The sequence below is a fragment of the Curtobacterium sp. MCBD17_008 genome (genome assembly GCF_003234475.1).
Lineage (GTDB): Bacteria > Actinomycetota > Actinomycetes > Actinomycetales > Microbacteriaceae > Curtobacterium.
Genome location: NZ_QKTK01000033.1, coordinates 1 through 751, shown reverse-complemented (window position 1 = coordinate 751; position 751 = coordinate 1). Strand labels below are relative to the sequence as shown.

At 68.2% G+C, this 751-nt stretch carries 1 protein-coding gene; it reads right to left on the bottom strand.

Annotation, left to right across the window (positions count from 1 at the left end; all coding sequences use genetic code 11):
* Window positions 1-5 precede the first annotated feature (5 nt).
* Complete coding sequence (locus DEI95_RS16380; RefSeq protein ID WP_111053211.1) at window positions 6-686, bottom strand: hypothetical protein; 681 nt, start codon at window positions 684-686, stop codon at window positions 6-8.
* Between the last annotated feature and the right edge of the window lie 65 nt (window positions 687-751).

The window sequence follows — 751 nt, the reverse complement described above, 5'->3', positions numbered from 1 at the left end:
GGGTGTTACTTGATCTGGGCGGTGATGGTGGCGGTGCCGACGAGCAGGCCGCGCTTGACGGCGTCGGTCTTGAAGGTCTGGTTCAGCAGGTCCGCGGCGTCCTGGGAGATGTGGACGGTGGTGCCGGTCAGGATCGCGTTGTCGCCCTCGAGCTGGAGGGGCTTGAGGGAGCCGCCGTGCAGCTCGAACAGGAACGCGTTCGGGGCGGCGACCTCCCCGTTGACGAGGACGTCACCGTAGAGCTTCGAGGAGCCCGGGTTCACGACGAAGTTCTCGAGCGTGACGGTGGTGTCGCCGGCCTTGAGGGTCAGGCCGGAGTCGTCGTGGTTCAGCAGACCCTGGACGTAGGGGCGGTAGTTGCCGTCCGGGCTCCAGTAGGTGACCGAGCCGGAGGTGATCGGGAACGACACGGCGCCGTCCTCCAGGGTCGCATCTCCCGAGACACCCGGGGTGAGCTTCAGCGAGGTCAGGGCGTCGGTGAAGCCCTTGTCGAGGGCGACGGAGGTGTCGCCGCCGAGGACCTCGGGGACCGACGCGACCGGGGCGGGGATCTTCGAGGCGGAGCTGGAGACGGTGTGCACGACCGGGGTGGACGCGTTCGCGGCGCTGACGCCGAACGCTGCACCGCCGAGCACGAGGGCACCGGTCGTGGCGAGGGTGATCGAGGTCTTCAGGGACTTGCGCATGTCTTCGTTCCTTTGCTTGTCGCGCTCGGCGCGGATCTGGAATGGGATGCGCGCCGAACACACCC